The sequence below is a fragment of the Aurantimonas sp. E1-2-R+4 genome, assembly GCF_036549515.1.
In the GTDB taxonomy this organism is placed as follows: Bacteria; Pseudomonadota; Alphaproteobacteria; order Rhizobiales; family Rhizobiaceae; genus Aurantimonas; species Aurantimonas coralicida_A.
In genome coordinates, this window is record NZ_JAZHLK010000004.1 from 22968 (window position 1) to 47792 (window position 24825).

Genomic DNA, 24825 nt, shown 5'->3' on the forward strand with positions numbered 1-24825 from the left:
GGGAGCCTAAACGGGCAGCAGCCCGTCCCGGACATCCCGCCAGAGGCCCGGATCGCAGGCCGCGATCAACGAGCCGCCGCGGTCCCTCGGCGTATAGGTGGAGCCGTCGGCCTTGGCGACATGCCCGCCCGCCTCGGCGACCAGCAGGCAACCGGCCAGATGATCCCAGGGCATCAGTTTCGAATAGAGCGAGAAGTGCGTTCCGCCGGAAGCGAGCAGGCGATACTCGTGGCCGGCACAGCGGTAGTTGCCGAAGATCTTCACCGTTCCGAGACGCGGCAACAGGGCTGCTTTCTCGTCGGCGGGGAAATGGGTCGCGCTGACGCAGCCGACGGCATCGGCCAGCGCCACGGGCTTGGCTACCTTGAGCGGTTGCGTCTCTCCCGATGGAGTTCTTTGGAAGGCGCCGGCCCCCTTCTCCGCCAGCATGAAGTCATCGCCCAACGGATCGTAGATGATGCCACCGACGGATTCGCCCTTTGCCACCACCGCAGCCATGACCGCGAATAGCGGAAGACCAGCGGCGAAGTTGGCCGTCCCGTCGATCGGGTCGACGACGATCGCCAGATCGACACCGTCGAGCTTGTCGAGAAGGTCGGGATTCGCGGCGACCGACTCCTCGCCGACGAACAGAACACCTGGGGCAAGCGCACCGCATTCGCGGCCGATGAAGCGTTCCGCCGCCTCGTCGGCTTCCGTCACGAGATCGGTCGCCGATGTCTTTTCGCGGATGTCGGCGTCGGACAGGTTGCGAAAGCGCGGCATGATTTCGGCCTTGGCCGCCGCGCGCAGGATCTCGGCCAGGCGCTCGATGTCGACGGAGTGGGTCAAGAGTCTCGGCTTTTGGAAGAAGGCGAAAGAGACGCGAAATCGAACAGCGCCGGGTCGAGCAGATGTCCTGCCCGCACGTTCGACAGCGCGCGCATCATCACCTGCTTGCGGCCGGGAAACCGCCGCTCCAGGTCAGCGAGCATCTGTTTGGTGACATTGCGCTGTAGCCCGTCCTGGCTGCCGCAGAGATCGCAAGGAATAATCGGAAACGCCATGGCGGCGGAGAATTTCGCGATATCCTCCTCGGCCGACCGGATGAGCGGGCGCAGGACGAGAAGGTCGCCCTCATCGTTGAGAAGCTTGCCGGGCATGGCCGAGAGCCGGCCGCCGTGAAACAGGTTCATGAAGAAGGTTTCCAGGCAGTCGTCCCGGTGATGGCCGAGAACCAGCGCCTCGCAGCCTTCCTCGCGCGCTATGCGATAGAGGTTGCCGCGCCGCAGCCGCGAACACAGCGCGCAATAGGTGGCGCCCTCCGGCACCTTTTCGGTCACGACCGAATAGGTGTCGCGATATTCGATCCGGTGCGCGATGCCGAAGCGGGTCAGGAAATCCGGCAGGACGTGCTTGGGAAAGTTCGGCTGGCCCTGATCGAGATTGCAGGCCAGAAGATCGACCGGCAGCAGGCCGCGCCATTTAAGGTCGTGCAGCAGCGCCAGCAGCGCGTAGGAATCCTTGCCGCCGGAGATACCAACAAGCCAGCGGGCGCCGGGCCGCGCCATGGCGCACTGCGCGATCGTTTCGCGCATTTCACGCAACAGGCGCTTGCGCAGCTTCTTGAAACCGACCGAAGACGGAACGTCGCGAAACAGCGGATGGGCGCCCTCGGCCTCGCTTTCCGGTTCGCCGACTTCGTCGGTCGGATTAGCGGCGTCGCGGCGATCTTCCTCCAGCATCATCGTCCCTTCCCCCGTTTCGCCTCCGTCTAAACGGCGACGTCGCAAAACAAAAGGCCGCCCCGAGGGACGGCCATCCCGCGATAGACTAATCGAGTTCCGTCGTCATCATCGCTCGACGGGAGGAGGTTTCGGCGGATGACGCCGGTCATGCCAGCAGGAAGCGCCGAGCAAGGCCAGAGCGCCGAGCGGCACTATCGACAGAAGGACGATCTGACAAAGGGTCATTCGTCCAGTTCCTTCAGATTGCGGAATGCCCTCAGATGTAGGATTCAAGCGATGAAAAGACGAACCAGCGCCAGGATGAACAGGCCAACGGTCGACCAAAAGCCTAGGGACAGGACTCATTGACCGAGCCAAAAGATAACGGTTGCCGCGATGCAAAGGAGGAGCCTCACGATGACCATCACCATTACCGCCTTTGAACGGTCACCCGATGGCGGCAAGGGACTGGCGCGTGATACACGCGTTCGCTGGGCGCTAGAAGAAGTGGCCCAACCCTACGAGGTTCGTCTTGTTTCGTTCAGGGCGATGAAGGAACCCGCACATCTGGCGCTTCATCCTTTCGCGCAGATTCCGACCTACGAAGAAGGCGGTCTCGGCTTGTTCGAGACGGGGGCGATCGTGTTCCATATCGCGGAGCGCCATGCGGGCCTGTTGCCAGACGATGCGAATGCCCGGGCGCGCGCGATCACATGGATGTTCGCCGCGCTCAGCACGGTGGAGCCGCCGATCCTTGAACTCGAAACCGCCAAGCTCCTTGAGGACGACAAGTCTTGGTCCGCGCAACGCATGCCTCTCGTCGAGGATCGCGTCCGGAACCGGCTGGGCCAGCTTTCCCGTCGCCTTGGAGATGCCGACTGGCTCGATGGCGCGTTCAGCGCGGGCGACCTCATGATGGTGTCGGTGCTGCTCCGGTTGAAAGCGTCGGGTATGCTGGACGACTATCCGAACCTCTCCGCCTATTTGGCCCGCGGCGAAGCGCGGCCCGCCTACAAGCGTGCCTTTGACGCTCAATTGGCAGCTAACACCGGCAAGCAACCGACCGGTTGAGGTCCGTCCTGGGGTCGAAGTCGTCATCCGAGTTATTCGTTCAGTTTATTAGCCTTGACCCTAGACCTGAATCGAATACGGCCCAGGTGGAAGAAGCCGGCGTCCCGATGGCGAACGTCACGATCGATAGGCCGTACAACCAGTTCGACCGGAGCTTGATCCGCTCCTTGGCGGCGTCGGTCACCACCGTTCGAGGCCCGCCGTCCACGTCCCCGCCCATGAATTCCGCCGTCCCTCCGGTCTTCTGAATCAGCCGAGGACACTCCGCGAGCGTCGACCCCTATCATACAGCCATCGTAACGCCGATATGTTGACGCACAGGGACTTGCCACGAATCCAAAGAAAAAGGCCGCCCCGAGGGACGGCCTTCGCATTCGTAACGGGTCGAACGGCTATCAGCGCGAGTAGAACTCGACGACCAGGTTCGGCTCCATCTGCACCGGATAGGGCACATCGTGGAGGCCCGGCACGCGCTGGTAGGTCGCGACCATTTTCTGGTGATCGACCTCGATATATTCCGGCACGTCGCGCTCGGCGAGCTGGATCGACTCGATCACGATGGCCAACTGCTTTGATTTCGGCCGCACCTCGATCACGTCGCCCGGCTTGCAGACGTAGGACTGAATGTTCGTGCGCCGGCCGTTGACGTTGACATGACCGTGGTTGACGAACTGGCGTGCCGCAAAGACCGTCGCGACGAACTTCGAGCGATAGACGACGGCGTCAAGCCGGCTCTCCAGGAGGCCGATCAGGTTCTCGGAGGTGTCGCCACGACGGCGCGCAGCCTCTTCGTAGATCTTGCGGAACTGCTTTTCCGAAACGTCGCCGTAATAGCCCTTGAGCTTCTGCTTGGCGCGCAGTTGCACGCCGAAGTCGGACACCTTGCCCTTGCGACGCTGGCCATGCTGACCCGGCCCGTACTGACGGCGATTGACCGGGGACTTCGGACGTCCCCAGATGTTTTCGCCCATGCGGCGATCGATTTTGTATTTCGCTGATGCGCGCTTGCTCATCGCATTTCCTTCAATAGCAACGAAGCCCGGCGGACCGTCCGCGGGCTTTCAAGGAAACGCACCCTCCTCTGCCCGCCATTTTCGCGGACTGACAGGACGGCATGGGCACGATGCGATGCCGTCCACGGGACACGTCAAAAACCGGCTGGAACGGATCCCAACCGGATGAGTGCTTCCTAATGGCCCGCCGCATGGGTGTCAACGACCCATACGAATACCGACCTCAGTACTTCGCGATGACCCAGATGGCGTGGATGATGCCGGGGATGTAGCCAAACAGAGTCAGGAGAACGTTGATCCAGAAATGCTTGCCCAGGCCAACCTGCAGAAAGACGCCGAGCGGCGGCAGGAGGATGGCGACGATGATGCGGATGATATCCATGTGCGGTCAAGCCTTCGTGAGTGTGTTGACGGACCAACGCCAACGGCGCGAGGTCGTTCCCCTCGGCACGATTTTGCGGCGCAATTCGTCATCAATCGGCCGCAACGGCTCGCCAAAGCTGGGCCGCTAACCCGCCAAAGAAACGGATCTACCATGAAGCCCCTGATGTTCCCGTCGACCGCTGCGTTTCTGGCCGTTTCGGTCCTCGCGGGCGCGGCCCAGCCCGCCGACTATTTCGCCCGCTACGATGGTGGCTGGACCGGCGGCGGTTCGGTGAAGGTGGAGCAACTCCCGCAACCGAACAATGTGAGTTGCAAGGTCGCGGGCAGCCGCGGCAGCAAGACCTCGTTCTCGCTGGCCGGAACCTGCCGGGCCATGCTGATCATGAGCCGGACGATCGGCGCTGACCTCAAACTCGATCCGGCGACCGGCACCTATTCGGGAAGCTATACGGGCTCATCCAGCGGCCCGGCCCTCCTTGTCGGCAAGCTGAAGGGCGATACGCTCGATCTCAGGGTGACCTGGGGCCGCGTCATTTATGATGACAACACGGCGCGGATGCTGATCAAGAACCCTGGCGGAAAATCCTTCCGGATGCAGGTTGTGGAAAAGATCGACGGCAAGGCAGTAACGGTCTCGGATCTTACCTTTCAGCGCGGTTGATTTCAGCCCGCGGAACGGCTCACAGCGCCAGCCCGAATCCGTGAATCAGTCGCCGGGTCGCGTGGTCTGGCGCGCCGGAGGTGAAGACCGCATGGTCGAAGCCCTCCGGCAGCTCAGCCGCAACGGCCGCGCCTGACACCTTGAATGCCTGCCGCGCGATCGCCTCGGCGGGGTCGAGCCAGTCGACCGGCCACGGCGCCAGCTTGCGGAATATGTTGGCGAGAAACGGGTAGTGCGTGCAAGCAAGGACGACAATGTCGGTGCGCCGTCCGTCCCGCTCGACAAAGCACTCGGCGATCTCGCCCCATAGGGCTTTTCCGTCGACCGCGTGCCCCCGGATATGGCTTTCCGCCATACCGGCCAGCTTCTGGGAGCCGACCAGCGTCACCTCGCATTGGCGCGCGAAATTGTCGATCAGGCCGCGTGTATAGTCGCGCCGCACGGTGCCTGGGGTCGCAAGCACGCTGACGAGGCCCGAACGGGTGCGCTCGGCCGCCGGCTTGATAGCGGGCACGGTGCCGACGAAAGGAATGGAGAAGCGTTCCCGCAGTTCCGGCAGCAGCAGCGTCGAAGCCGTATTGCAGGCGATGACGGCGGCGGTGGGCCGGTGGGTCGCGATCAACTCCGCGAAAAGGCCCGAGACGCGCTGAACCAGTGGCGCCTCCTCCCAATCGCCATAGGGAAAGCCCGCGTCGTCGACGACATAGACGAAACGGCGATCCGGCATGACGGTTCTCAGCTCTCGCAGAACCGTCAGGCCGCCGATGCCGGAATCGAAGACCAGAATGGGATCGCTCATTTCGCGCCCTCTCCCCGTGCGATGGCGAAATCGAACGCCTTGACGACACCGCGCAGGGTCCGCACTTCGGGTTCGGAAAAGCCGGCCTTGGTCAGCATGGTGCGAAGGTTCTGGACGAACACCTCGCGCTTTTCGGGCGGATGGAAATATCCCGTCTTGGCCAGCGAGGATTCCAGGTGTCCGAACAGCCCGTGAAGATCGGCTTTCTTCGCCGCCGGGGCCTCGGGCGCGGCGAAGCGCGGCTTGGCCGGATCGTCCGTGCCCGCCATGCGCCATGCATAGCTCATCAACAGCACGGCCTGGGCGATATTGAGCGAGGCAAACGCCGGATCGACCGGAAATGTCACGATCTCGTCGGCGAGCCCGACCTCTTCGTTCGACAGTCCGAAACGCTCCCGGCCAAACAGGATACCGGCGGACTGGCCGACGCCGATACGGGCTCGCAACTCAGCGGCCGCCGTCTCCGGCCCACGCACCGGCTTGAAACTGTCGCGCGCCCGCGCCGTCGTGGCGAGGACGAAGGTCAGATCGGCCACCGCCGCCTCGACCGAATCGAACAGACGGACGGCGTCGATAACGTGGTCGGCACGGGACGCCGCGGCCCTTGCCTTGTCGCTCGGCCAGCCGTCGCGCGGCTTGACCAGGCGCAGATCGACGAGACCGAAATTCGCCATGGCCCGCGCGACCATGCCAATGTTTTCGCCGAGCTGCGGCTCGACGAGGACGATCACCGGTCCTGGTTCCGGTGTGGGAGAGGTGCGGGCGGGCATCAAATTCGCGATCCTTCTTGCCGCACGGCTGATAGCGCGCTCCTTCCGCCCCGCCAAGTCGTGGCGCGATTTTGCCGGCCTGCGATCGCTCAAAACGTATAGCCGTCGACCCCCTGCCACGCGACGCGGCGGTCACGTTCGGGATCTGACAGCACACGATCGGGGAGCGCGAAGATTTTCGTCTCGCGGGTGTCGGCATCATAGGCGGGCCAGTCTTCGCCCGGTCGGCCTTGGTTGACGAAGCGCATCCAGTGGCTCCGCATTCGCTCGGCCAGCGCTCGGCGCCGAGGGTCCGGCAGAATGCCGAGATAAACGGCGCGAAACGGCTTGAGAAAGTCCTCGAAGAGGAGCGGCAGATCGAGCGAATGCGTCGCGCCAAGGCGCGACATCAGGCCCTTTGCCTCCCAGTCGAGACGATACATGAAGGTCGGCGCGCGGCTCGAATGAACATCGGCCTGGTGGATCGCCGCCATCCGGAACAGGAGATCGGTGCCGAAGCCGATCCGCCCTTCCCGGTCGTCCGAATAAAGTCGGGAGAGGCGGCGCGCCGTCTCGGCCCCGGCCGCGCTTTCGACCCACTCGGCCAGTGCCGCCTTGCTGCTGTCGATGCGGAATATCGACAATTCGCTGAAAAGCGAGAATTCGTCGCGGTTCGTCCCGATCAGCACCGGCACCGGCCTCATCGCGCCATAGAGCGCCGGCAGGCTCGTCTCGGGAAGCTCGGCGCCATCGAGATACGGGCGGGACAAGATCCCGGTGTGCTTGTCCGCCAGAGATCGCGTGGCCACGGCGAAGGCGTCGTGATCTAGCCGAAAGAGCCGTTCCGGATCCCCTTTCGGCGACACGATCCGCAGAACGTCCCGGCTCACCTCCATTGCCCGGTCGCGCGTGTAGAAGAGGTTCAGCGTTCCGGACTGCAGGATCGCTTGGGCATAGAGCGGCTGAGAGCGATGGGCGACGAGATGGAACGCGACGGACGCCGCGCCGGCCGACTCGCCGGCGATGGTGACGCGGTCGGGATCGCCGCCGAAGGCCGCGATGTTGTCCCGCACCCATTCAAGTGCCATTCGCTGATCCAGAAGGCCGGCGTTGGCGGCGAAGCGATCGTCGCCCGGAAAGATCTCGGCAAAGGCATTGAAGCCAAAGAAGCCCAGGCGGTAGTTCAACGTCACCACAACGATGTCGCCGCGACGAGCGAGATCGTCGCCGGGATATTGCGCGCCCGCGCCGATGATGAAACCACCACCATGGATGAAGACCAAAACAGGTCTTCGCCCGGTTATGTCCGGGGTCCAGACATGCAGATTGAGGCAGCTCTCACTGAAGGAACGCGTCACTGGGGAGAGCCTGGCGAACGGCTCCGGCAGCGATCGGCGCTGCGGCGCCGCCGGCCCATAACTGTCAGCGTGAAAAATCGCCGCGAATCGCCGGGCGGGTTTGGGGGCGGCAAAGCGGGCCCGGCCGACCGGCGGCTCGCCATAGGGAATACCGCGAAATCCGGCGGTGCCGTTCTCCTCCAAGCCGCGCACCGGCCCGCAGGGCGCCTCCACGAAAACCGACTTCGGCATTTGCGACTCCTGGTATTTCAGTATCCGCCTGCCCGGTGGCTCCGGCGAAACGGCCACACTGCTTTGCGCCGACGGGTGCCGGTGCTATAGGGCGCGCTGAGCTTCGGGAAGCGGCCCCGCTTCCTTTCGTCACCTGCGCGGCCCCTCAGGCCGCCGATTTGTTTTCAAGGAAGGCGCCGATGGCAAAGATCAAGGTCGACAATCCGGTCGTGGAACTCGACGGCGACGAGATGACCCGGATCATCTGGCATTTCATCAAGGAAAAGCTGATCCACCCCTATCTCGACATCGACCTGAAATATTACGATCTCGGTGTCGAACATCGCGACGCAACGGACGACCAGGTGACGATCGACGCAGCCAATGCGATCAAGCAGTACGGCGTCGGCGTGAAATGCGCCACGATCACCCCCGATCAGGGCCGGGTGAGCGAATTCAACCTGAAGAAGATGTGGCGCTCGCCAAACGGCACCATCCGCAACATCCTCGGCGGCGTCATCTTCCGTGAACCGATCATCGCCAAGAACGTGCCGCGCCTCGTGCCGGGCTGGACCAAGCCGATCATCATCGGCCGCCATGCCTATGGCGACCAGTATCGCGCGACGGACTTCAGGTTTCCGGGCAAGGGCAAGCTGACGATCAAATTCGTCGGCGAGGACGGCGAGACGATCGAGCACGAGGTGTTCGACGCTCCGGCGGCCGGCGTCGCCATGGCGATGTACAATCTCGACGATTCGATCCGCGATTTCGCCCGCGCATCGTTGAATTACGGCCTGCAGCGCGGCTACCCCGTCTACCTCTCCACCAAGGACACGATCCTCAAGCAGTATGACGGCCGCTTCAAGGATATCTTCCAGGAGATCTTCGACGCCGAGTTCAAGACCGAGTTCGACGCCAAGGGCATCGTCTATGAGCATCGCCTGATCGACGACATGGTGGCATCGTCGATGAAGTGGTCCGGCGGCTACGTCTGGGCCTGCAAGAACTACGACGGCGACGTCCAGTCCGACACGGTCGCGCAGGGCTTCGGCTCGCTCGGCCTGATGACCTCCGTGCTGATGACCCCCGATGGCAAGACCGTCGAGGCGGAAGCCGCGCACGGCACAGTGACGCGGCACTATCGCCAGCATCAAAAGGGCCAGGAGACCTCGACGAACTCGATCGCCTCGATCTTCGCCTGGACGCGCGGCCTCGCGCACCGGGCCAAGCTCGACGACAACGCCGAGCTGAAGCGCTTCGCCGACACGCTGGAAAAGGTCTGCATCTCCACCGTCGAAAGCGGCTTCATGACCAAGGATCTGGCGCTGCTGATAGGCCCTGACCAGCCCTGGCTGTCGACCACCGGTTTCCTCGACAAGATCGACGAGAACCTGCAGAAGGCGATGGCCTGAGCGCCAGCGTCACGCGCAAATAGAAAAAGGGGAGCGGCCGGGCCGCTCCCCTTTTTCATGCTGTCCGCTCGTTAGCGCCAGCGCTGGGCCAATGTCGACGCAACCCGATCTCCGTCGATCGGGTGCCCCAGAAGGTCGCCTGCTGCGAGCCTTCAAAAGTCACCCGTCCAACCGACCACGGCGGTCAGGCCGCGAGCGCCGCCTCGACCGCCGACACGGCGTCGCTCGCTTTATCCCCGTCGGGCCCGCCCGCCTGGGCCATGTCCGGCCGTCCACCGCCGCCCTTGCCACCGATCGCCGCGCTGGCCTGCCGCACCAGCGACACCGCGTCGAACCGCTCGGTCAGATCCGGCGTGACGCCGACGACGACGCTGGCCTTGCCGTCGGCGACGCTGACGAACACGACGACACCGGAGCCGAGCCCGGCCTTGGCCTCATCGACGAGGCTCTTGAGATCCTTGCCGGCGACGCCCTCGAGTACCCGTCCCATGAAGCTGACGCCACCGACATCCTTCGGCGCGGCGGACGAACCCTGTCCGGCACCATCACCCACGAGCGCGAGCCGCTTCCTCGCCTCAGCGAGTTCGCGCTCCAACCGACGCCGCTCCTCGACGACCGCCTCCAACCGCTCCGCCGCCTCGGCGGGCGCGACCTTCAGCGCCGACGCCATGCGTCGCACGCGCTCGTCCTGTTCGACGAAGTAGGCCCGCGCCGCCTCGCCCGTGAGCGCCTCGATGCGCCGCACGCCGGCGCCGACAGCGCTCTCGCCGACAATATGGACCAACCCGATGTCGCCGGTCGCGGCAACATGCGTGCCGCCGCAGAGCTCGATCGAGAACGGCCGGCCAGCCTTTTCGCCCTCCTCGGTCGTCCCCATCGACACCACCCGGACCTCGTCGCCATATTTCTCGCCGAACAGCGCCATGGCTCCGGCCGCCATCGCGTCATCCACCGCCATCAGCCGGGTCTCCACCGAAGCGTTCTGCAGCACGATCCGATTGGCCAGCCGCTCGACTTCGGCGATCTCGCGCGCGTCCAACGGCTTGGGATGGGAGAAGTCGAAGCGCAGCCGCCCCGGCGCAACCATCGAGCCCTTCTGGCCCACATGGGTGCCCAGCACCTGACGCAGTGCCTCATGGAGGAGATGGGTCGCCGAATGATTAAGCCGGATACGCGACCGCCGCGAATGATCGACCTGAAGGTCGAGCGGCATGCCGCCGCGAACCGCGCCCGCCTTGACCGTGCCACGATGGATGAACAAACCGTCCGCCACCTTCTGCGTATCGGTGATATCGATCTCGACGTTTTCGCCGCGCATCGTGCCGGCGTCGCCGAGCTGGCCGCCCGATTCGCCGTAAAATGGCGTCTGGTTGAGAACGACGAAGATTTCCTCGCCCGTCTCGGCACGGTCCAACTCCTGCCCGTCCTTGACCAGCGCCATGACCACGCCCTCCGCCCGCTCGGTATCGTAGCCGAGGAACTCCGTCGCACCGGCGCGCTCGCGGATCGGGTACCAGATATTTTCAGACGCCGCGTCTCCGGAGCCGGACCAGCTGGCCCGTGCCTCGGCCTTCTGACGCGCCATCGCCGTATTGAACGCGTCGAGATCGACCGCGATGCCGCGCTGGCGCAGTGCGTCTTGGGTCAGATCGAGCGGAAAACCATAAGTGTCGTAAAGCTTGAACGCCGTCTCGCCGGAGAGCTTCTGGCCGGCGCCCATGCCTTCGGTCGCATCCGTCAGCAGCGTCAAACCGCGATCAAGGGTCTGCAGGAATCGCTTCTCCTCGAGCTTCAGCGTTTCCGAAATCAATGCCTCGGCCCGCACGAGTTCGGGAAAGGCACGGCCCATCTCGGCGACCAGCGTCGGCAGCACCTTGAACAGCACCGGCTCGCGCGCGCCGAGCAACTTGGCATGGCGCATTGCCCGCCGCATGATCCGCCGCAACACGTAGCCGCGTCCCTCGTTGGACGGCAGCACCCCGTCCGCGATGAGAAACGCGGTCGCCCGCAAATGGTCGGCGATGACCCGGTGGCTGGCAATCTTGTCACCCTCGGCCCGCGAACCGACCGCCGCCTCGACCGACTCGATCAGCGCCTTGAACAGATCGATATCGTAATTGTCGTGGACGCCCTGGAGGACGGCCGCGATCCGCTCCAGCCCCATGCCCGTGTCGATCGACGGACGCGGCAGCTCCATGCGCTCGTCGGCCGAGAGCTGCTCGAACTGCATGAAGACCAGGTTCCAGATCTCGATGAACCGGTCTCCGTCTTCGTCCGGGCTGCCCGGAGGCCCGCCGGGAATGCCCTCGCCGTGGTCGAAAAAGATCTCCGAACACGGGCCGCACGGGCCAGTCTCGCCCATCGACCAGAAATTGTCCGAAGTAGCGATGCGGATGATGCGGTCGTCGGGCAGCCCCGCAATCTTGCGCCAGAGGGTGGCCGCCTCTTCATCTTCGGAAAAAACGGTCACCAGCATCCGGTCCGCCGGCAGATCGAACTCCTTGGTGATCAGGTTCCAGGCGAGCTCGATCGCCCGAGCCTTGAAATAATCGCCGAAAGAGAAGTTCCCCAGCATCTCGAAGAAGGTGTGATGGCGGGCGGTATAGCCGACATTGTCGAGGTCGTTGTGCTTGCCGCCGGCGCGCACGCATTTCTGCGAGGTGACGGCCCGGGAGTAAGGACGCTTCTCCACGCCGGTGAAGACGTTCTTGAATTGCACCATCCCGGCGTTGGTGAACATCAGCGTCGGGTCGTTGCGCGGCACCAGCGGCGAGGACGCGACCGGCTCGTGGTCGTTCTTCGCGAAATAATCGAGAAACGCGGACCGGATTTCGTTGACGCCACTCATGAATGCGACCTTCGGAAAACTGACGGAAAAACACGGCCGGACCACGCAAAGAAGCGCCTCCGATCCCTATCGAAGGCGCTTTGTACAGAGGCCCGGAAGCAGTGTCCATCAAGCTCCGGTTCGCCGGCGCGCATCTCAGCGACGGCCGCGACCGGAGCCCGGCGGTTCAGCCCTCGTCGGCACTGTCCTCGCCGCCGGGATCGACGAGCAGTTGCTCGGCAATCAGGCCGGCGTTCTGGCGGATCAGGGCCTCGATCTCATTGGCGACACTGGGATTGTCGCGCAGGAAATTCTTCGAATTCTCGCGCCCTTGCCCCAGTCTCTGACTGTTGTAGGAGAACCAGGCGCCGGATTTTTCGACAATCCCGGATTTGACGCCGAGATCGATGAGTTCTCCGGTCTTCGACACGCCCTCGCCATACATGATGTCGAATTCAACCTGCTTGAACGGCGGCGCCAGCTTGTTCTTGACGACCTTGACCTTGGTCTGGTTGCCGACGACCTCGTCGCGGTCCTTGATCGCGCCGATACGGCGAATGTCCAGACGAACCGAGGCATAGAACTTCAAGGCGTTGCCGCCCGTGGTCGTCTCCGGCGAACCGAACATTACGCCGATCTTCATGCGGATCTGGTTGATGAAAACGACCATGCATTTAGAGCGGGAGATCGAACCGGTCAGCTTACGCAGCGCTTGGCTCATCAGTCGCGCCTGCATGCCCGGCAGGGAATCGCCCATCTCGCCCTCGATTTCCGCCCGCGGCGTCAACGCCGCGACCGAATCGATGACCAGCACGTCGATCGCGCCCGAGCGAACCAGGGTGTCGGTTATCTCCAAGGCCTGCTCGCCGGTATCGGGCTGCGAGATCAGCAGATTCTCCAAATCCACGCCGAGCTTCCTGGCATAGACCGGGTCCAGCGCGTGTTCGGCGTCGACGAAGGCGCAGATCCCGCCCTTCTTCTGGGCCTCGGCGATCGTATGCAGGGCGAGCGTCGTCTTGCCCGAACTTTCCGGCCCGTAGATCTCGATGACCCGGCCTTTCGGCAGCCCGCCGACACCGAGCGCGATGTCGAGTCCGAGCGAGCCCGTCGACACGGTTTCGATCTCGACGATCTTCTCGTTCGCGCCGAGCCGCATGATCGAGCCCTTGCCGAACGCCCGCTCGATCTGCGAAAGCGCGGCATCGAGAGCCTTGTTCTTGTCCAACGAATTTTCCTCGACGAGACGGAGTGTGTTCTGTGCCATGGAGACGGGACCTTATTCCACGCGTTGGACGGGGGTGCAATGATGCGGCCTGAACCAAACGTGTACGCTATTTGTTCTCATTGGGCAAGCCCATATTCCTGGTTTGTTCCGGTTTATCGTCGCAAGCCGAATCGCAGTCCGCTCTCACTGTCTGTTAAAGTTTTATGAAGAAGTCCGGAATTTCATCTCATTCCCTCTCCGTCTTCGTTGTCGGTGCGGCCCATATCGACCGGCGCGCCAAGGCCGATGCGCCGTATCGTCCCGCCGCGTCGAACCCCGGCCGCTTCTTCGACATGCCGGGCGGTGCCGCGTTCAACGCCGCCTTGACGCTGGACGCGCTCGGTTGCGCGGTGGTGCTGCAAAGCGCCAGGGGCGGCGATTCCGACGGCTACCGAATTGCCCAGGCAATCGCCGCTCGCAAGTTCACCGATGTCTCCATCACCTGGATCGACCGGGCGACACCAACCTATACGGCCATATTGGACGACCGGAGCGAGCTTGTTGCCGGCGTCGCGGACATGGGCCTTTACGATCTCCTGGTTCCGCGCGTGTTCACGCGGCGGCATGTCAGGGCAGCGATAGATGAGGTCGACGCATTGCTGGTCGACGCGAACCTGCCGAGCGGATCGATCGACGCGCTGGCGAAGGCCGCCGGCGGGCGTCCCATCGCGGCGATAGGTGTCTCGCCCGCCAAAGTTCGCCGCCTGCACGGGGCAATTCGCTCGCTTTCGGCGCTGTTTCTTTCGCATGCCGAGGCGGCAAGCCTGGTCGAGGCCAGTTCTGGCACGAGCCCCAGGCTCCTCGCCGAACTCCTGATCGAACTCGGTGCACGGCGCGCCGTCATTACCGATGGACCGAGGCAAGTCGTGGTGATTGACGGCGAGACGATCGCCTTCCAGGAGCCCCCCGTCGTGATTCCAAGGGACGTCACCGGCGCCGGGGACACGCTGGCCGCAGCCGCGCTCGTCGGCCTTTGCGAGGGGCGTGAATGGATCGATTGCGTCCGCGCGGGCCTGGTAGCGTCATCGATCCGGATTTCTGTCGATCCGTTTCCGCCACGCGATTTCCCTCGACTGATCCAGGAGGGCGCCGCGGCTCTGCCAGATCCTCATTTACCGGAAAGGTCGCTGTGATGTCCGTGACGCTCCCGTTCAGGTCCTCTGCCGAGGTCACTGATGCGATTCGCAGCCGACGGCCAGTGGTGGCGCTGGAATCGACCATCATCACCCACGGCATGCCCTATCCACAGAACCGCGACATGGCCCGCAATGTCGAGGCGATCATACGCAAGCAAGGCGCCGTCCCAGCGACCATCGCGGTTCTGGATGGGCACTTGGTTGTCGGACTCGACGACCAGGAACTGGACGCACTCGCGACGACCCGGGATGCGATGAAGCTGTCGCGGGCCGACCTTGCCTATGCCGTCGCCACGGGGCGAACCGGCGCGACCACGGTCGCTGCGACGATGATCGCCGCCGATCTCGCCGGGATCGGCGTCTTCGCCACCGGCGGTATCGGCGGCGTTCATCGCGGCGCCGATACGAGCTTCGACATTTCCGCCGATCTGGAGGAGCTTGCGAGAACGCCGGTTATCGTGGTTTGCGCCGGGGCGAAGGCGATTCTCGATCTCAATAAAACCCTGGAAGTCTTGGAGACAAAAGGCGTTCCGGTCATCGGCTACGGCACCGATGAGTTACCTGCCTTCTGGTCGCGCGAATCCGGCCTGCCCGCCCCCCTTCGGCTCGATACGGCGGACGAGATCGCCGCCTTTCAGAGAGCGCGGAGCTCTCTTTCGATCGGCGGGGGTATGCTGGTCGCCAATCCGGTGCCGAAGGATCAGGCGTTGCCGCGCGGAATGGTCGAGGGCTGGATCGAACAGGCCCTCAGCGACGCGAAAGTTCAGGGGATCAGCGGCAAGGCCGTCACGCCGTTCCTGCTCGATCGCATGTATCATTTGAGCGAGGGGCGCTCGCTCGCCGCCAACATCGCGCTGGTCGAGGCCAACGCGCGGCTGGCCGGACGCATCGCCGTCGCCATGGCCAAGACCGCGTGAGCTGGGAAGCGGCAGCGGTTCGAGCCTATTCGTCAATCATGGTTTTGACGGCGACGGCCAGTTCGCGCAGCGAGAACGGCTTGGCGAGGAAGCCGAACTTTTCGCCCTCCGGCAAGTTCTTGGCGAACGCGTCCTCGGCGTAGCCCGACACGAAGATAAATTTCAGATCCGGTCGCTTCTTGCGCATCTCGCGGAGCAGCGATGGCCCGTCCATTTCCGGCATGACCACGTCGGAGACCACGAGCTCGATCTGACCGTCCAGTTCTTCCATCACTTCCAGCGCCTCGATGCCGGAGGCGGCTTCGTGGACGTCGTAGCCGCGCATCTTGAGAGCGCGGACATTGCCGGCCCGCACGTGATCCTCGTCCTCGACGAGCAGGATCGACGCCGTTCCCGAAAGGTCGAGCTTGGCGTTTGAGGGGGCGATCGCACTCGCCGCGATTTTCGCCGCCGCGACCTGATCTGGGATGTGCCGTGGCAGGAAGATTCGAAAGACCGTGCCCTCGCCGGCCTTGGAGTCGACGAAGATGAAGCCGCTCGACTGTTTGACGATGCCATAGACCATCGACAGGCCAAGGCCAGTGCCCTTGCCGATCTCCTTGGTGGTGAAGAACGGCTCGAAAATGCGTTCGGCGAGGTCCGATGGAATCCCGGTTCCGGTGTCCGCGACCTCGACCAGGACATACTCGCCTTCGGTCAGTTCCGCATATGCAAAGCCGCGGGCTTCGGCGGCCTCGACATTGCGAGTGGAGATGGTGATCGTTCCGCCATCGGGCATCGCGTCGCGGGCATTTTGAACCAGATTAGTGATCACCTGCTCGAATTGGCCGATATCGGCCATCACCGGCCACAGGTCACGGGCGTGATGGCGCTCCAGCTTGGCGTGATCGCCGCTGACGCGCTTCAGGAGCAGATGCATGTCGGCGACGACGTCGGTGAGGTTGAGCATCTTCGGCCGCATCGTCTGCCGGCGCGAATAGGCCAGCAGCTGGCGCACCAGCGAGGCGGCGCGGTTGGCGCTCTGCTTGATCAGCAAGAGATCCTGAAACGAGGGATCTCCGGTGCGATGGTTGAGCAGGAGAAAGTCCACAGACGCCGTGATGATCGTCAGCACGTTGTTGAAGTCGTGGGCGATACCGCCGGCCAGATTGCCGATCGCCTGCATCTTCTGGCTTTTGGCGAATTGCTCCTCCAGCGCCCTTTGCTCGGTGATCTCGACACCGTAGAGAATCGCCGCTTCGTGAGTGTCCGGGCCGGCCTTCGGAATCGCGCTGATATAAAGCCGGACAGAGCGCGGCCTCTCACCCAGAATTTCGGCATCGACAGGCGCGATTCCAGCTTGCCCGCGAACCGCGGCGGCGAGCGCCTGTCGCAGACCATCGCGATCGCTTTCGCGGATGCTGCCGACGAACTCGGCGGTGCCGCCGGATGCATCCAGACCGAAGACCTGCCGGAAGGCCGCGTTGGAACGGATCGCGCGCCCGTCCTCGTCCAGCGCCGCGATCGCCATGGGGGACGAATTGAAGAAGCGAGTGAAACGCGCCTCGGCCAGTTCCGCCGTATCCGCCGCTTCGCTCTTCGCGCTGCGGCTGAGAACGAGCGTTCGCACAATGCCCGGCGCCGCGGCGTCGTCAGTCACCGGCTTGCGCAGAAGCCGCACCGGAAGGCTTTGCCCGTCGCGGGTGATGAGATCGAGATCGACGATGCTGGTTCCGTCCGCGTCATCGTCGCTGGCATTGGGCGCCAGCAACGCGCGTGACGCTTCCGGCACGAAATCGAGAAGGGAAAGCTCGCCGGGCTTGAACTCGACCAGATCGACGCCCAGCCATCCGGCCAGCGTGGCGTTGAGATAGGCGATCTTCAGATCGGCGTCCGTCGCCACGAAACCCGCGGGCGCCCTGTCGAGATAGTCGATCGCGTGCTGGAGATCCTGGAAGGAACTCTCCTGCGACTGGCGGTCGGCGGTGATGTCGAGAATCTGCCAGGCTTGCAGCGTTCCGCGCGAGGTCGCCAACGGGCGCACCGAGGCCCGATACCAATGCGGCGTGCCATTGCCAGCCGCCATCGCCGAGAGGCTGCGCGGCAGACGAAACTCGCGCTGGCCGGAACGATTTTCACGCGCCAGATTGGCGAGGAAATAGATCGCCTCGGAGGCCTCCGGTTCACGCGCCAACAGCCGTTCCAGCGTTTTCACGCCGACGGCCGTCGTCGCGCCGGTCGTCTCGCCATAGGCACTGTTGGCGTAGATGATTCGCCCTTTGCGATCGACGATCAGCGTCCCGTTGCGCGCGGTATCGAGAAAGTCCTTGGCGATCGCGCCTTCGCCGATTCGGCCGGTAAATTGCACGAAGCCGAGTGCGGTGGCGAAGATCGCGGCGATTCCAGCCACGGCGAGGCCACCGAAGATCACCAGCAGCGCGATTGCGCCATAGGCGTGGCCAAACAGCGCCAGCGATGCCGCCAGGACGGTCAACAAGCCACCCAGAACGAGCAGGCGCCGCACACCCGATGCGGCCGCAGCCCGGTCGATCAAAGGCTTCTCGGCCGCGCCCATCGCCGCTCCATCCATGTCGATTCGCCCCTGCTTGCCGCAACTATGAATCAAAAGCGAATCCGAGGCGAGTGATCGCGTCCAAGCTTTATTCAACCAAGACCACGAAAAATGCCCATGCTGACTTCGCGCACCGTTGTCCACGCATTATGAACAGCCAAGCTGACGTTGCACTTGCCCCGGACCGAAAGATCGGTCAACCGGGTTGGGTGACGGAAGAAAACTTCGCTGGTCTCCGGCGCCGCAGGAGGAAATCGCGCCTATGCCCCAATGGATCGTCGACCTAGTAGGCGAAAGTCTCGCGTCAATCGTCTGGGTGGCGATCGTGGCGACCGCCGTGTGCCTGTTGGCAATACTGATGATCGTGCTCGCCAAAAAAGCCTTTGGCAGCCGAATCGGCACGGGCTTCAAGGGAAGCGCTCCGCGACTGGCGGTCATGGATGTCGCCCGAATCGACGAGAAACGGCGCCTCGTCTTGGTGCGACGCGACGAGGTTGAGCATCTCGTGCTCGTCGGTGGGCAGAACGATGTGCTCATCGAGGGCAGCATTCTGCGCGTTCGAGCCACGACTGGCGCCAGTAGGGACGAACCACGCGGCAACTTCCCGGAATTCGAAGACGATATGTCGCCGGAACCGGCATCCAGTCGAGGTGTTGCACCGATTCCCGTTCCGGTTCCAGCCCCGGAAGCGAAACCGCTGGCTCCACGCCCTGAACCACGCCACCAGGAAACGGTCGCCTCGCGGACCCCATCCGAGAACAAGTCCCGTCCCACGCCGATGACGGCGCCCTTGCCGGTGCCCCCGGCTCCGACTGTCCCGCCATCTCCAATGGCGGCCGGCACCGAACAGGCCAAGGCGCCCGCATACAGCGCGGCCCCCATTCCGGAAATAGATACCGATCGCTCACCAGCATCCGCGCGGAGCCTTCCTCCACGTTCGATCGCGACGCCGACGCTCAACCTGCGGCAGAGCCGGTCGACGACGGACGCCGGGAACGTCTCGCCGGAGTCTCCCGTCTCCAAACCCGAAGCTGCGTTCTCCGCCTCGCCTGCCTCGGCCCGACGCGAGCCGTCGCTGGCAGTGCCGGATGTGCAACGCGAGCCGATGGCCTCTCAGGCCGAGCAGCCCCGGGCCGATCTGCGCGCGCAAATGAATCGCGCTCAGTCCCCCGCTCTGGATCGCGTGCAGGATGCGACCGCACCAGCCATTGCCGTCGATGCCGTCGATCGCCGAGACCCGCCGCGGCAGCCGCTGTCGGTCAGGAGCTTCGCCACGGCGATACAAAATCGCAAGGCGCCGGCGGAAATGCCGCAGCCAGCCCCTAAGGCAGCCGAGGCGACGACACGTCAAGATAACGCGAACTCGTCGCTTACCGACCCCGACCAGCGGGATCGGCAGCGTTCGGGGCCGCCTGCCGCCGGGGGGAGTTCCACGTCCTCAAGCCAGACTGAGGCCGCGCCGAAACGTCCGTCCGTTCCGGAGGCCGAGCCGAGTCTCGAGGACTTCCTTTCGGCCGAGATGGATGCAGATTTTGGCAACGACGCCTTCTTCGCCGACAAGCCCGACGACGGCGATTCAGGTGCGAATGCGCCGCGCGGAGCGCCCCCAGTCGAGCCCTCCAGATCAGAGCCGTATCCCGCGACGGCGACCGAGGCACCGCGCGTTGTCGCACCAGCGCCGCCTGCCTCATCCACCGGAGGCGATACGCCTCCTCGCTCGGCAGTTCAGCCGGACACGCCGCCCCGCACCGCCGCGGCGCCTGTGCCTTTGACACTCGAAGAGGAAATGGAACGGTTGCTGGGCGACTTCAATTTCGGCGACGACAGCGATCGCAAGGCCAACTGAGTCGGGCAATCCCCGGAAACTTATGGTGTCCGCCTGGCACTGAAACCCTGAAGGCAAGGCGTGCCGCCGCACGATACCGAGGCCGGTCGCTGCTCTGACACCGACACATTTGGCAGGGTGTATGCGAGGATCTTGGAAGAGAGCGGTGGCTGGTAGCGGCTCATCCGCCGAAATGGCAGGTGCGGAAAACCAGTGATGGAGGGAGTTCAGTGGCTCTTCGATTCACGCCCCGTCACTCGGGACCAAACCAAATTTTCGCTGGCTGAGCCTATAGGCGCCAGCCGAAATCTTGGTGTGTAAGCGGCCCCGTCCGAGGAGCTACTCGTCCCGATAGACCTTCTCGCGGCGCTCGTGCCGCTCCTGCGCTTCCAGGGACATCGTCGCGATCGGGCGGGCGTCCAGCCGTTTCAGGCTGATCGGTTCACCCGTCTCTTCGCAATAGCCGTAGGTGCCCTCGTCGATCCGCTCCAGCGCGTCGTCGATCTTGGCGATCAACTTGCGATGACGGTCGCGCGCCCGCAACTCGATGGCGCGATCCGTTTCCGACGAGGCGCGATCGGCCGCATCGGCGAGATTGCTGTTGTCATTGGCCAGGGCGGCAAGTGTCTCTCGCGACTCGCGCAGGATTTCCGCTTTCCAGGCCAGCAGCTTCTTGCGGAAATAATCCCTCTGGCCATCATTCATGAACTGCCCGTCCTCGGACAAGGTCGTCTCTATATTGAGTGTCTCGCTCATCACGCACCTCCGTTCACGCAATCGGGCTTATAACGACGCTTTCCGCAGCGAACAAGTTGTTCATAGACTACAACTTGAAAGTGAACGGGTTTCTAACATCCCGTTTTTCTTCGCTTTTCGACGGGACTCATCGGCCCGCGCGATGACACGGCTATGACGGGCAACAAACGTGCCGGCCCGTGCGTTCGCGGGTTTCGGCATGAAGAGCCGCGATGCCGCCTTTCCGGGTCAGCAGCGCGCGCGCTTGACCGTCACCGGATTGCCCGATGCCGTCGTTTCGGCATAGTCCATCGCCATGTCCGCCTTATCGCCCAGCCGCCGCCTCTACATCCTGCGCCACGCGCATTCATCGTGGGCCCTTCCCGGCCAGCGCGACCACCACCGTCCGCTGGATGCGCGAGGACGCAAGGAAGCCGACCGGCTCGCGGAGTTCATCGCAAGGAAAGGCTACCGCTTCGACGTGGTGGTGTGTTCGACGGCGAAGCGGGCGAGCGAGACCTATGACCGGATTCGCCCCAAACTTCCGACTGAAGGCCGCGAGGAAGCCTCGGACGCCCTCTATGCCATGGGCGTCGAGGCCTATTACGACGCCGCGCGGCGCCACGGCGATTGCGATGCGATCCTCCTCGTCGGGCACAATCCGGTGATCGAGGAATTCACCCTGTCGCTCATCGCGGATGGCGATCCCGCCGCCATCGAAGCCATTCGGATGGGCTTCCCCACCTGCGGCCTCGCTGTCGTGGAGTTTTCAGGGCCGCTGGACGCGATCGAACGGGGCACCGGCCGGCTTCGCGAATTCGTCGATCCCCATGATCTGCGTTAGACGAAGGAGGCGCACTTTCGACGCCCATCGTCACTGCCTATATCGCCGACAGCCCGTCTCCAGAGGATTTTCGCCCAGCCTATGACCTCTCTTGCCGACGAGGCCCGTCTCGTCCTCGATACCTTCGCCGATCGGACGACCGGCCTTTTCCACCCGACCGTGCGTCTCGGCGTCACCGGTCTGTCGCGGGCCGGCAAGACGGTCTTCATTACCGCGCTGGTCCACAACCTCCTGCATGGGGGCCGGCTGCCGCTGTTTGGAGCCCAGGCCGGAGGACGCATCCTGCGCAGCTATCTGGAGGAGCAGCCGGACGACGCGGTGCCGCGCTTCCAGTATGAGGACCATATCCGCACGATCCTCGAGGAGCGGGCCTGGCCGCAATCGACCCGGGCGATTTCCGAATTGCGGCTGACGATCGAGTATGAATCGGCGTCGGGTTGGGGACGGATGTTCTCCGGTGGCCGGCTATCGATCGATATCGTCGACTATCCGGGCGAATGGCTGCTCGACCTGCCGCTGCTCGACAAGGATTTCGCGACGTTCTCGAGTGAGGCGATCGCGCGCGCCCGGCTGCCGTCGCGCAGCCATCTCGCCAGCGACTATCTCGCGCTGCTCGAAACGGTGGATCTCTCAGCTCCGGCCGACGAGCCGACAGCCCAGGCCTTGCACGCCGCCTTCGCCAAATATCTGACAGCCTGCCGCGCAGACAGGACGGCGCTGTCGACCTTGCCGCCGGGACGTTTTCTGATGCCGGGCGACCTTGAAGGCTCGCCCGCCCTCACCTTCGCCCCGCTGCCGGTCGAGCCCGGCCTCACCTATCCGAAGGGCTCGCTCGCGGCGTTGCTGGCCCGGCGCTACGAGGCCTACAAGACCGTCGTGGTGAAACCCTTCTTCCGCGAGCATTTCGCCCGGCTCGACCGGCAGATCCTGCTCGTCGACGTGATGCAGGCGATCAACGCCGGCCCCGAGGCCGTCCGCGATCTCGAAACCGCGCTTGCGGATATCCTCGCCTGCTTCCGTCCGGGCCGTTCGAGCTGGCTCGGCTCGTTCCTGACAAGGCGGATCGACCGCATTCTGGTCGCCGCGACCAAGGCCGATCATCTCCACCGCGACAGCCATCGCAAGCTCGAATCCATCGTTCGCCGAATGCTCGACGACGCCATCGCGCGCGCCAATTTCTCCGGCGCGCGAACCGATGTTCTCGCCCTTGCCGCGATCCGGGCGACCCGCGAGGCGAGCGTCGACGACCGCGGCGACACGCTGCCCGTCATCGTCGGCACCCCCGCGGCCGGCGAGACGATTGGCGACGAAACCTTCGACGGCAAGACCGAGACCGCGATCTTTCCCGGCGATCTGCCCGCCGATCCCGCGCGGCTATTCGTCGAAAGCGACGGCGGCGCGGCGGACCCGATCCGGTTCGTGCGTTTCAAGCCGCCGAAGCTCGAACGCGACGCGGCCGGGATGACGCTCTCGCTGCCGCATATCCGGCTCGACCGGGCCCTCGAATTCCTGTTGGGAGATCGCCTGGCATGAGCAGCGACGAGAGCCCCCGCCCCGGCCGGCGTCCCGGCGCGTATCGGCTGGAAGAGACGGGCATTCCCCGCTCCGACCAGGAGCAAAAGACCGCTGCGCCGGGGCGGTCCCCACGCGCCATCGAGGATCTGGCGCGGATCACCATCGAGCCGGACGACGCCATCGAGCGTGAGGCGATCGTGGAGCTCGAGATCGAGCAGATGGCGCGGCGGCGCCACGGCTTTTCCTTCGGCAAATTGTTCCTCGGCGCCCTCGGCATTCTCGTCTCGCTCGGTGTCGGCCTCGCCGTCGACGCCCTGATCCGGGATCTGTTCGCCCGATCGGAGTGGCTGGGATGGGCGGCGCTCGTTGTTGCCGTCCTGCTCGTCGTCGGCGCGCTGGGCGTGGCCCTGCGGGAAATCATCGGCCTGATGCGGCTGGCCGCCGTCGACCGGGAGCGCCAGGCCGCGCTCGCCGCCTACGAAGCCAATTCCGCCGCGGACGCGAAAACGGTCGTGCGAACCTTGACCACGCTTCTCTCCGATCGACCGAAGACCGCTCAGGGCCGGGCGCGGATGGCCGAACTCGACGACGAGGTGATCGACGGCGCCGATCTCATCGCGCTGGCCGAACGCGAGCTGCTCGGGCCGCTCGACGCCGAGGCGCGCGCCCTCGTGCTCGTTTCGGCCAAGCGGGTGTCGGTGGTCACCGCCGTCAGTCCGAAGGCACTTGTCGACGTCGCCTATGTGCTGTTCGAGACCGTCAAGCTCATCCGCCGCATGTCGGAGCTCTACGGCGCCCGGCCGGGCACGCTCGGCCTGGTGCGGCTGACCCGCGACGTGGTGGCGCATCTGGCTGTCACCGGAACGATCGCGATCGGCGACGGCGTCATGCAGCAATTGCTCGGCCACGGCGTGGCGGCAAAGCTGTCGGCGCGGCTCGGTGAAGGCGTCGTCAACGGGCTCTTGACCGCGCGGGTCGGCCTCGCCGCGATGGATCTCTGCCGCCCCCTGCCCTTCCTGCGGGTTCGCCGGCCATCGATCGGCGACGTCCTCGGCGATCTCACCGCAATCGGCGCGATTCGGTCGTCCCGGTCAGCCTCGGATGAGACGTCACGCGACATATCGTGAAGACCGCGGCAAGGCTTGATTAACCCTTCCGGGCGATAAAGGCAGTCTGTTCCAGCCACCCCGTCCGCCAGGAAGGTTCGCCCCATGTCCCGCATGCTGACAGCCGGTCTCGCTCTTGCCATCGCCGCCGGTTCGGCACTGGCGACGCCTGCCCTCGCCGAACCGGACGAGGCGTTCTTCCGCCAGGTCGTCGGCCAGTGGTCGGGACCCGGCGAGATCGTTGCCGGCAAGTACAAGGGCACCAAATTCGTCTGCGACTTCGCCGGCTCCCAGCATCCGAAGAAGTTGGGCATGGAACTGGACGGGTCCTGCCGGGTGGGCATGTTCTCGCAGCCGATGCGGGCCGAGGTGGTTCGCTCCGGCAAGGGCTACACCGGCGCCTTCCAGGACGGCGCCAAGGGCAAGGGCCTCGACATCGTCTCCGGCAATGTCGATGGCGACCGCATCGTCGTCGGCCTCGACCGCAAGCAGCTCAAGGGCGCCATGATCGCCCGCCTGGACGGAGCCGGCGCGATGGCGATCACCGTCTCGGTCCGGGTGGCGTCCGAACTGGTGCCGGTCATCGGCATGAATTTGAAGCGCACCGGCGGGGTGAGGCAGAGCGCGCTGGTGAAGTGATGAGACGGCTGTAGAAAAAGCGCGGAGAAAACGGCTAAAAATGGCATTGATGCGCTACTTAGGCGCGGGCAATCTAGCGGAATCGACCGCACGACGGCATCAG

At 64.4% G+C, this 24825-nt stretch carries 22 protein-coding genes; 10 read left to right on the top strand and 12 right to left on the bottom strand.

What is annotated here, in order from left to right; all coding sequences use genetic code 11:
- Nucleotides 1–6: 6 nt before the first annotated feature.
- A complete protein-coding gene (locus VQ045_RS03055; RefSeq protein ID WP_331829120.1) occupies nucleotides 7–831 on the bottom strand; it encodes an inositol monophosphatase family protein in 825 nt (274 codons plus the stop codon).
- Nucleotides 828–1724 (bottom strand): tRNA 2-thiocytidine(32) synthetase TtcA, encoded by an 897-nt coding sequence (gene ttcA, locus VQ045_RS03060; RefSeq protein WP_331829197.1) that lies wholly within the window; start codon nucleotides 1722–1724, stop codon nucleotides 828–830. Before ttcA ends, VQ045_RS03055 begins: the two co-directional genes overlap by 4 nt.
- 399 nt (nucleotides 1725–2123) lie before the next feature.
- On the opposite strand from ttcA, the gene VQ045_RS03065 reads away from it, so the two are divergent.
- The gene (locus tag VQ045_RS03065; protein ID WP_331829122.1) at nucleotides 2124–2777 is read left to right on the top strand and encodes a glutathione S-transferase family protein; all 654 of its coding nucleotides are present in this window, start codon (nucleotides 2124–2126) and stop codon (nucleotides 2775–2777) included.
- A gap of 395 nt (nucleotides 2778–3172) precedes the next feature.
- Here VQ045_RS03065 and rpsD read toward each other — a convergent pair whose 3' ends face one another.
- Both rpsD and VQ045_RS03075 read right to left on the bottom strand, forming a co-directional pair.
- Nucleotides 3173–3790, bottom strand: a complete 618-nt coding sequence (rpsD, locus tag VQ045_RS03070) for a 30S ribosomal protein S4 (RefSeq protein WP_331829124.1) — start codon at nucleotides 3788–3790, stop codon at nucleotides 3173–3175.
- Nucleotides 3791–4013: 223 nt separating this feature from the next.
- Nucleotides 4014–4172 (bottom strand): YqaE/Pmp3 family membrane protein, encoded by a 159-nt coding sequence (locus tag VQ045_RS03075; RefSeq protein ID WP_206454445.1) that lies wholly within the window; start codon nucleotides 4170–4172, stop codon nucleotides 4014–4016.
- Between the two features lie 153 nt (nucleotides 4173–4325).
- Here VQ045_RS03075 and VQ045_RS03080 point away from each other — a divergent pair, with 153 nt between their 5' ends.
- Nucleotides 4326–4835, top strand: a complete 510-nt coding sequence (locus VQ045_RS03080) for a hypothetical protein (RefSeq protein WP_331829125.1) — start codon at nucleotides 4326–4328, stop codon at nucleotides 4833–4835.
- A 19-nt stretch (nucleotides 4836–4854) separates the two neighbouring features.
- Here the strand turns inward: VQ045_RS03080 and murI are convergent, their stop codons facing one another.
- The 3 genes from murI to VQ045_RS03095 all read right to left on the bottom strand — a co-directional run bounded on the left by murI (nucleotide 4855) and on the right by VQ045_RS03095 (nucleotide 7972).
- A complete protein-coding gene (murI, locus tag VQ045_RS03085) occupies nucleotides 4855–5634 on the bottom strand; it encodes a glutamate racemase (RefSeq protein WP_331829126.1) in 780 nt (259 codons plus the stop codon).
- The gene (locus VQ045_RS03090; protein WP_331829127.1) at nucleotides 5631–6404 is read right to left on the bottom strand and encodes an RNA methyltransferase; all 774 of its coding nucleotides are present in this window, start codon (nucleotides 6402–6404) and stop codon (nucleotides 5631–5633) included. The genes murI and VQ045_RS03090 overlap by 4 nt, the downstream gene beginning before the upstream one ends.
- A gap of 89 nt (nucleotides 6405–6493) precedes the next feature.
- Entirely contained in the window at nucleotides 6494–7972 is a 1479-nt protein-coding gene (locus tag VQ045_RS03095; RefSeq protein ID WP_331829128.1) for a carboxylesterase/lipase family protein, read from the bottom strand.
- A 179-nt stretch (nucleotides 7973–8151) separates the two neighbouring features.
- Between VQ045_RS03095 and VQ045_RS03100 the strand changes: the two genes are divergently transcribed.
- The gene (locus tag VQ045_RS03100; protein WP_327647755.1) at nucleotides 8152–9363 is read left to right on the top strand and encodes an NADP-dependent isocitrate dehydrogenase; all 1212 of its coding nucleotides are present in this window, start codon (nucleotides 8152–8154) and stop codon (nucleotides 9361–9363) included.
- 184 nt (nucleotides 9364–9547) lie between these two features.
- Here VQ045_RS03100 and alaS read toward each other — a convergent pair whose 3' ends face one another.
- Nucleotides 9548–12211 carry an alanine--tRNA ligase gene (gene alaS, locus VQ045_RS03105; protein ID WP_331829129.1) on the bottom strand — a complete coding sequence of 888 codons (2664 nt, stop codon included), beginning with the start codon at nucleotides 12209–12211 and terminating at the stop codon, nucleotides 9548–9550.
- Between the two features lie 166 nt (nucleotides 12212–12377).
- Nucleotides 12378–13454, bottom strand: a complete 1077-nt coding sequence (gene recA, locus VQ045_RS03110; protein WP_327625337.1) for a recombinase RecA — start codon at nucleotides 13452–13454, stop codon at nucleotides 12378–12380.
- A gap of 164 nt (nucleotides 13455–13618) precedes the next feature.
- Between recA and VQ045_RS03115 the strand changes: the two genes are divergently transcribed.
- Nucleotides 13619–14587: a carbohydrate kinase family protein gene (locus tag VQ045_RS03115; protein WP_327647758.1), complete on the top strand. Its 969-nt coding sequence runs from the start codon at nucleotides 13619–13621 to the stop codon at nucleotides 14585–14587.
- On the top strand, nucleotides 14587–15507 hold the full coding sequence (locus VQ045_RS03120; RefSeq protein WP_331829130.1) for a pseudouridine-5'-phosphate glycosidase: 921 nt from the start codon (nucleotides 14587–14589) through the stop codon (nucleotides 15505–15507). The genes VQ045_RS03115 and VQ045_RS03120 overlap by 1 nt, the downstream gene beginning before the upstream one ends.
- A gap of 25 nt (nucleotides 15508–15532) precedes the next feature.
- Here VQ045_RS03120 and cckA read toward each other — a convergent pair whose 3' ends face one another.
- Nucleotides 15533–18076, bottom strand: coding sequence for a cell cycle histidine kinase CckA (cckA, locus tag VQ045_RS03125; RefSeq protein WP_331829131.1), 2544 nt, complete (start codon nucleotides 18074–18076; stop codon nucleotides 15533–15535).
- Between the two features lie 286 nt (nucleotides 18077–18362).
- The gene (locus VQ045_RS03130) at nucleotides 18363–18560 is read right to left on the bottom strand and encodes a hypothetical protein (protein ID WP_331829132.1); all 198 of its coding nucleotides are present in this window, start codon (nucleotides 18558–18560) and stop codon (nucleotides 18363–18365) included.
- 327 nt (nucleotides 18561–18887) lie between these two features.
- Between VQ045_RS03130 and VQ045_RS03135 the strand changes: the two genes are divergently transcribed.
- The gene (locus VQ045_RS03135; protein WP_331829133.1) at nucleotides 18888–19904 is read left to right on the top strand and encodes a hypothetical protein; all 1017 of its coding nucleotides are present in this window, start codon (nucleotides 18888–18890) and stop codon (nucleotides 19902–19904) included.
- 318 nt (nucleotides 19905–20222) lie between these two features.
- On the opposite strand, the gene dksA is transcribed toward VQ045_RS03135, so the two are convergent.
- The gene (gene dksA, locus VQ045_RS03140; RefSeq protein ID WP_327625345.1) at nucleotides 20223–20639 is read right to left on the bottom strand and encodes an RNA polymerase-binding protein DksA; all 417 of its coding nucleotides are present in this window, start codon (nucleotides 20637–20639) and stop codon (nucleotides 20223–20225) included.
- A gap of 295 nt (nucleotides 20640–20934) precedes the next feature.
- On the opposite strand from dksA, the gene VQ045_RS03145 reads away from it, so the two are divergent.
- From VQ045_RS03145 to VQ045_RS03160, 4 genes are all read left to right on the top strand, one after another.
- Nucleotides 20935–21462: a SixA phosphatase family protein gene (locus VQ045_RS03145; protein ID WP_327625346.1), complete on the top strand. Its 528-nt coding sequence runs from the start codon at nucleotides 20935–20937 to the stop codon at nucleotides 21460–21462.
- 81 nt (nucleotides 21463–21543) lie between these two features.
- A complete protein-coding gene (locus tag VQ045_RS03150; RefSeq protein WP_331829134.1) occupies nucleotides 21544–22995 on the top strand; it encodes a YcjX family protein in 1452 nt (483 codons plus the stop codon).
- Nucleotides 22992–24104, top strand: coding sequence for a YcjF family protein (locus VQ045_RS03155; RefSeq protein WP_331829135.1), 1113 nt, complete (start codon nucleotides 22992–22994; stop codon nucleotides 24102–24104). Before VQ045_RS03150 ends, VQ045_RS03155 begins: the two co-directional genes overlap by 4 nt.
- An 84-nt stretch (nucleotides 24105–24188) precedes the next feature.
- Complete coding sequence (locus VQ045_RS03160) at nucleotides 24189–24722, top strand: hypothetical protein (RefSeq protein ID WP_331829136.1); 534 nt, start codon at nucleotides 24189–24191, stop codon at nucleotides 24720–24722.
- Nucleotides 24723–24825 lie beyond the last annotated feature (103 nt).

What these genes read in the sequence shown, in the direction of transcription:
- rpsD (WP_331829124.1), bottom strand. Translation starts at nt 3,790, where the DNA reads ATGAGCAAGCGCGCATCAGCGAAATACAAAATCGATCGCCGCATGGGC.
- VQ045_RS03130 (WP_331829132.1), bottom strand. Translation starts at nt 18,560, where the DNA reads ATGCTCAACCTCGTCGCGTCGCACCAAGACGAGGCGCCGTTTCTCGTC.
- ttcA (WP_331829197.1), bottom strand. Translation starts at nt 1,724, where the DNA reads ATGCTGGAGGAAGATCGCCGCGACGCCGCTAATCCGACCGACGAAGTC.
- murI (WP_331829126.1), bottom strand. Translation starts at nt 5,634, where the DNA reads ATGAGCGATCCCATTCTGGTCTTCGATTCCGGCATCGGCGGCCTGACG.
- VQ045_RS03155 (WP_331829135.1), top strand. Translation starts at nt 22,992, where the DNA reads ATGAGCAGCGACGAGAGCCCCCGCCCCGGCCGGCGTCCCGGCGCGTAT.
- dksA (WP_327625345.1), bottom strand. Translation starts at nt 20,639, where the DNA reads ATGAGCGAGACACTCAATATAGAGACGACCTTGTCCGAGGACGGGCAG.
- VQ045_RS03120 (WP_331829130.1), top strand. Translation starts at nt 14,587, where the DNA reads ATGTCCGTGACGCTCCCGTTCAGGTCCTCTGCCGAGGTCACTGATGCG.
- alaS (WP_331829129.1), bottom strand. Translation starts at nt 12,211, where the DNA reads ATGAGTGGCGTCAACGAAATCCGGTCCGCGTTTCTCGATTATTTCGCG.
- recA (WP_327625337.1), bottom strand. Translation starts at nt 13,454, where the DNA reads ATGGCACAGAACACACTCCGTCTCGTCGAGGAAAATTCGTTGGACAAG.
- VQ045_RS03090 (WP_331829127.1), bottom strand. Translation starts at nt 6,404, where the DNA reads ATGCCCGCCCGCACCTCTCCCACACCGGAACCAGGACCGGTGATCGTC.
- VQ045_RS03075 (WP_206454445.1), bottom strand. Translation starts at nt 4,172, where the DNA reads ATGGATATCATCCGCATCATCGTCGCCATCCTCCTGCCGCCGCTCGGC.
- VQ045_RS03080 (WP_331829125.1), top strand. Translation starts at nt 4,326, where the DNA reads ATGAAGCCCCTGATGTTCCCGTCGACCGCTGCGTTTCTGGCCGTTTCG.
- cckA (WP_331829131.1), bottom strand. Translation starts at nt 18,076, where the DNA reads ATGGATGGAGCGGCGATGGGCGCGGCCGAGAAGCCTTTGATCGACCGG.
- VQ045_RS03150 (WP_331829134.1), top strand. Translation starts at nt 21,544, where the DNA reads ATGACCTCTCTTGCCGACGAGGCCCGTCTCGTCCTCGATACCTTCGCC.
- VQ045_RS03160 (WP_331829136.1), top strand. Translation starts at nt 24,189, where the DNA reads ATGTCCCGCATGCTGACAGCCGGTCTCGCTCTTGCCATCGCCGCCGGT.
- VQ045_RS03095 (WP_331829128.1), bottom strand. Translation starts at nt 7,972, where the DNA reads ATGCCGAAGTCGGTTTTCGTGGAGGCGCCCTGCGGGCCGGTGCGCGGC.
- VQ045_RS03065 (WP_331829122.1), top strand. Translation starts at nt 2,124, where the DNA reads ATGACCATCACCATTACCGCCTTTGAACGGTCACCCGATGGCGGCAAG.
- VQ045_RS03115 (WP_327647758.1), top strand. Translation starts at nt 13,619, where the DNA reads ATGAAGAAGTCCGGAATTTCATCTCATTCCCTCTCCGTCTTCGTTGTC.
- VQ045_RS03145 (WP_327625346.1), top strand. Translation starts at nt 20,935, where the DNA reads ATGTCCGCCTTATCGCCCAGCCGCCGCCTCTACATCCTGCGCCACGCG.
- VQ045_RS03100 (WP_327647755.1), top strand. Translation starts at nt 8,152, where the DNA reads ATGGCAAAGATCAAGGTCGACAATCCGGTCGTGGAACTCGACGGCGAC.
- VQ045_RS03135 (WP_331829133.1), top strand. Translation starts at nt 18,888, where the DNA reads ATGGCGGCCGGCACCGAACAGGCCAAGGCGCCCGCATACAGCGCGGCC.